The sequence below is a fragment of the Kitasatospora sp. NPDC047058 genome (genome assembly GCF_040643935.1).
In the GTDB taxonomy this organism is placed as follows: domain Bacteria; phylum Actinomycetota; class Actinomycetes; order Streptomycetales; family Streptomycetaceae; genus Kitasatospora.
Map to the genome: position 1 here is coordinate 1 of NZ_JBEYVJ010000545.1, position 3,949 is coordinate 3,949.

Sequence of the window (3,949 nt, forward strand, 5' to 3'; positions counted from 1 at the left end):
GACGGCGGCGGGAATGCCGAGCCGGCCGGCCACCTGGGTGGCGATGTTCGGGCAGCGGTCCATCGCCGAGCAGGTGGCGACCACCACCATGTCGACCGCACCGCGCTGGCCGCCCTCGATCCGGACGAGTTCCCGGTACTGACCGGGCACCTGGCCCAGGTCCTGCCCGCCGTGGCCGACCACGAGGTCTACTACGGCGCCCTCCGCCAGCTGATCAGCGCCGCCGCCCCGGCGCGGGCGGGCATCGTCCCCGGACGGGCTGCAGAGGAGATGTAGGCAGCGTGGACAGCACCCTCGCCGCCTACCGCGGCCAGACCGCGTGGCCGGAGCTGATCCACGGCCGCCCCGCCGTCGTCCACCCGCAGCAGCACGCCACCAGGCCGGCACGCGGCAGCGACGGCGGGGCCGGCCAGCGGCATCCGGAGAGTCGCTACGCGTCTCGTCCACACGGCATCCGGGTGGAGTAGTCCAGTGGCCCGGCGTCGCCCGTCTCCCAATACTGGGCTGCGGCGGGCCGGTTCCGGGCCGCCGTGACGGAAACCGGCCCGGCAAGCCCTGAGGAGTTCCATGGATCGCCGGCATCGCCAGCATCGGCGTAGCGGTGCGCGCGCTTGGCCGTGGCTTGTCCTCGTCTCCTGCCTGCTCGTCCTGGCGGGTGCGCCGACCGCGTTCCCGGATGGGGGCGGCAACAGGGCCCGCCCCGCGGGCGGCTGTCTCGCCACACCGTCCGCTTACCGGGCCGCGTGGCAGGCGCGCGAAGTCCGGTGCGTGTCACCCTCCCTGTTCGGGACCACGCACACCCGTGGTGACGCATCGATCTATCCCAGCGGTTTCCAGCGTGCCTGGGCGGGTTCGAACACCGACCTCGAGCGTTACCTGGAACTGCGCAGGCAGTACGGCGACAACCCGCCGAAGGTCGGCATCGGCATCCTGTCCTACGTCGGCTATCCGGGGCTCGAGAACTGGACCACACCGACGGACCTCGCCGTCTACACCCTCCCACCGGGTAGACAGGCCGCAGTTCCGAGCTTCGAGACCTGGTTCCGCCTGCTCGACGAGCAGTTCCCCGACACGCAGGCGTATCCGCTCTCCGCCCAGACGGACCTCGTCCTTGCCTACTCCCGGCTCGGCCAGGACGAGGACGTCGTCGGCGCGTTCGAGAAGGTGACCGGCTGCAGGCGCGACCAACTGCTCAAGGGGGCGCCGCCGTCGGCGGCCATCGGCTGCAACCGCTCCTTTCTGGACACGCTGGCTGCCGTCGGGCCTTCCCCCTACGACGGCGGCAACTCGGTGACGTGCTTCCAGAACTTCGCCGCTGTCTACCGCGGGCCCCGAGATGCCGCCGCGCTGCGGGGTGTGCTGTACCAGTGCCAGGATGCGGGCTTCCTCAACACGGGCACCGGGCTCGGCTACAACACCTACGCGAACCCGTTCGTGTGCAGGCCCGCCGATCAGCAGTCTGTACGCGACAGGTACACCGGACGGGAGTTCGTCCTCCCGAACGCTCCCTTCGCCGCCCTTCCGAGTCACGTCGACATCGCCCTGGACCTGGGCACGCCCTCCCAGCGCGGTTTCCTCCGCACCGGCTATTGCTGACGCACCCAACCGCTCGGACACACCGCACCCGCAGGCAAGCCTGTGCCGTCCGAAATGTGGCCGTGGTCGAGACCGACGGCGCCCTCGCCTGCCACGGGACCGTTCGGCGCAACCGGATGGGGCGAGGGCGCGGTGGCGATTCAGACCCCCGACCCGGTGCGCGCGGCGGAGGTGACGCCCGGCACCGTGTTTCACGGGCAGTACAGGGCAGTACAGGGCGGTGAAGGCGGCGGCCTCGCCACATCCATCACGCAGATGTGGTTGCAGGATTAGGCTGACCGGATGACAGCTGATCGCACAGCAGCCGGGTACCGCCGCATCCTCGCCCTGGCTGGCGCGGCCGGGATCGCCCTTGCCGGGAGCGCCTGTTCCTCGTCCGGGAGTTCCGGCGGGGCCGCCTCGGGCGGTGAGAGGCTGTCCTACGACCGGGTCGCCTCGACGGCGAAGCAGCTGACGAGTACGTCGGCCTGCCCGTTCGGCCTCGACCCGGCGGCGGCGCTGAAGGCGGCCGGTGCCGAACGGACCGTCACCCCGGCGGCGTCCGGCGGTGACCCCGCGGCTCAGGGGACCGTCGACCCGGGCCGCCCGGCCCAGGCCTGGCCCAGCGGGCAGTCCACGCCGTCCGGGCTCCCCTCCATCCCCGCCGTCCCGCCGAACGCGTCCGTCGTCTGCAACTTCACGGCTTCGGATGCCCCGATGGAGATCGACCTCGTGGCCGTGTCCGAGGGCGAGGTGGCGGTGAACCTGGCGCTGCCGCAGATCGCCGCCCTCGGCAACCTCAGCGCTGACGAGGTGATGACGTTCTCCAAGGACGAGCCCGGGATCGGCCAGACCAGGGTCACCCCGGGCCGGGGCACGGCCGCCGTTGCACGGGTGGCGGTGGCAGGCAAGGGCGACTTGGCGCTCGTGGTCTCCCAGGGATGGCCCGTCACCAAGGCGGACCCGGCCCTGGCCGGCGAGTCGCTCAGGAAGGTCGCCGAGGCACTCGCGGCCCAGCTGCGGCCGTAGGCGGCGCCGGCAGGCGACCCGCCGCGCACTGCTCGCCGCCCGACCGGAGCGAGCCGGTGCGGTACTCGGGAGGGCCGAACCGGAGGTCGCCAGGGCCGCGGCCGGGGCCGCCTCGGAGCCCCGGGTGGCTCCGAACGAGTACCGCGACTCGACTTGCTCAACCGTCAGCTCATCGGCACACAGATACACCAACGAGCCCCACACCACATCCGTCATGCAGATGCGGTTGCAGTATTGGGAGACGTCCGCCGTCATGTCCCAGAGGCTGGGCGCGGCGACCAGGGTGGCCGGCGGGGACGGCGCGTCACGGTGCCGAGGTGCGGACCGGGCATGGGGGCAAGGACGGCCGGGGCGTGCGGGGCGGCGGGTAGGGTCGGGTGATCGTCAGGTGATCACAAGGGGGAGACGCGGGTGCTGCGGGTTCAGGTGCCGGAGGCAGTGGCGGATGCCGGGAGCCGGGCGTTCCTGGCGGAGCACGGGCTGCCGGAGGCGGCTGCGTACCTGGACTTCGGGGTGCTCGCGCAGGGGCGGTTGGCGGAACTGACGGCGTGGCCGGGCGGGCCGGTGGTGGGGGACGGGCGGCTGTTCGTGCTGGGGGAACCGGAGTACGGCAGCGGCCAGGTCGTGCTGGACGCGGTGAGCGGGGACGTGTGGCTCGCCGAGTGGACGGACGGGGAGCTGCGGCGGGACCAGCTCGCCTCCGACCTGCCCGCGTTCGCCGGGCTGCTCCGGGCGGCCGAGGACCGGGAGGCGGGCAACGGGCACCGCGGCGCCGGGATCACGCGGGCGGTGGTGCAGATCGCCGAGGAGCGGATGCGGGAGGCCGACCCCCGGTTGTTCGAGGCCGTGGCCCGGCCCGCGCACTGGGGCACGGTGGTCCGGGTCGCCTCCCTGGCCTGGGGTGCCTGGCCGGGGACGGCCGGGCCGGACGGTCTCGCCTACGAGTTCGGCGCGGACCTGGTCGAGGAGTTGGCCGAGCTGAGCGGCGAACGCGGGGTACGGCGCTACCGCCCCGAGGAACTGCCCTCGGCGCTGACCCACGAGCCGACCCGCCGGCTGCTGACCGAGACCGGCCTGGCGCTGGACGGCCAGCTGTTCGTGGTCCCGCCCGAGGGACCGCTGCGCAGCATGGCGCAGGCGTACGCCGAGGCCGGCCCGCTGCGGGACCACCTCGCGGTCGGGTGGTGGCTGGAGGGACTGCCGGTCGCTCTCGACGGTGCCACCGGCCGGGTGGAGGTGCCGCCCCGGTTCGGCGAAGGCCGGCCCGACCGGTACCTCAATCGCGACCTGTCGGCGCTGCTGTACGCGCTCTGGACGTACGAGAAGCTGCGCGACGAGTGGTGGC

5 protein-coding genes and 1 pseudogene are annotated in these 3,949 nt (G+C 73.0%); 5 read left to right on the plus strand and 1 reads right to left on the minus strand.

Annotation, left to right across the window (positions count from 1 at the left end; all coding sequences use genetic code 11):
- Nucleotides 1-96, minus strand: a pseudogene (locus ABZ885_RS37115) (3-oxoacyl-ACP synthase); the annotation flags it as partial.
- 185 nt (nucleotides 97-281) lie between these two features.
- On the opposite strand from ABZ885_RS37115, the gene ABZ885_RS37120 reads away from it, so the two are divergent.
- From ABZ885_RS37120 to ABZ885_RS37140, 5 genes are all read left to right on the plus strand, one after another.
- Nucleotides 282-467: a hypothetical protein gene (locus tag ABZ885_RS37120; protein ID WP_360198981.1), complete on the plus strand. Its 186-nt coding sequence runs from the start codon at nucleotides 282-284 to the stop codon at nucleotides 465-467.
- A gap of 100 nt (nucleotides 468-567) precedes the next feature.
- Nucleotides 568-1,596 carry a hypothetical protein gene (locus ABZ885_RS37125; protein ID WP_360198983.1) on the plus strand — a complete coding sequence of 343 codons (1,029 nt, stop codon included), beginning with the start codon at nucleotides 568-570 and terminating at the stop codon, nucleotides 1,594-1,596.
- A gap of 132 nt (nucleotides 1,597-1,728) precedes the next feature.
- A complete protein-coding gene (locus tag ABZ885_RS37130) occupies nucleotides 1,729-1,869 on the plus strand; it encodes a hypothetical protein (protein WP_360198985.1) in 141 nt (46 codons plus the stop codon).
- 9 nt (nucleotides 1,870-1,878) lie between these two features.
- A complete protein-coding gene (locus tag ABZ885_RS37135) occupies nucleotides 1,879-2,604 on the plus strand; it encodes a hypothetical protein (protein WP_360198987.1) in 726 nt (241 codons plus the stop codon).
- A gap of 411 nt (nucleotides 2,605-3,015) precedes the next feature.
- Nucleotides 3,016-3,949: SUKH-4 family immunity protein (locus ABZ885_RS37140; protein ID WP_360198989.1), on the plus strand; the 934-nt coding region annotated here is incomplete at its 3' end.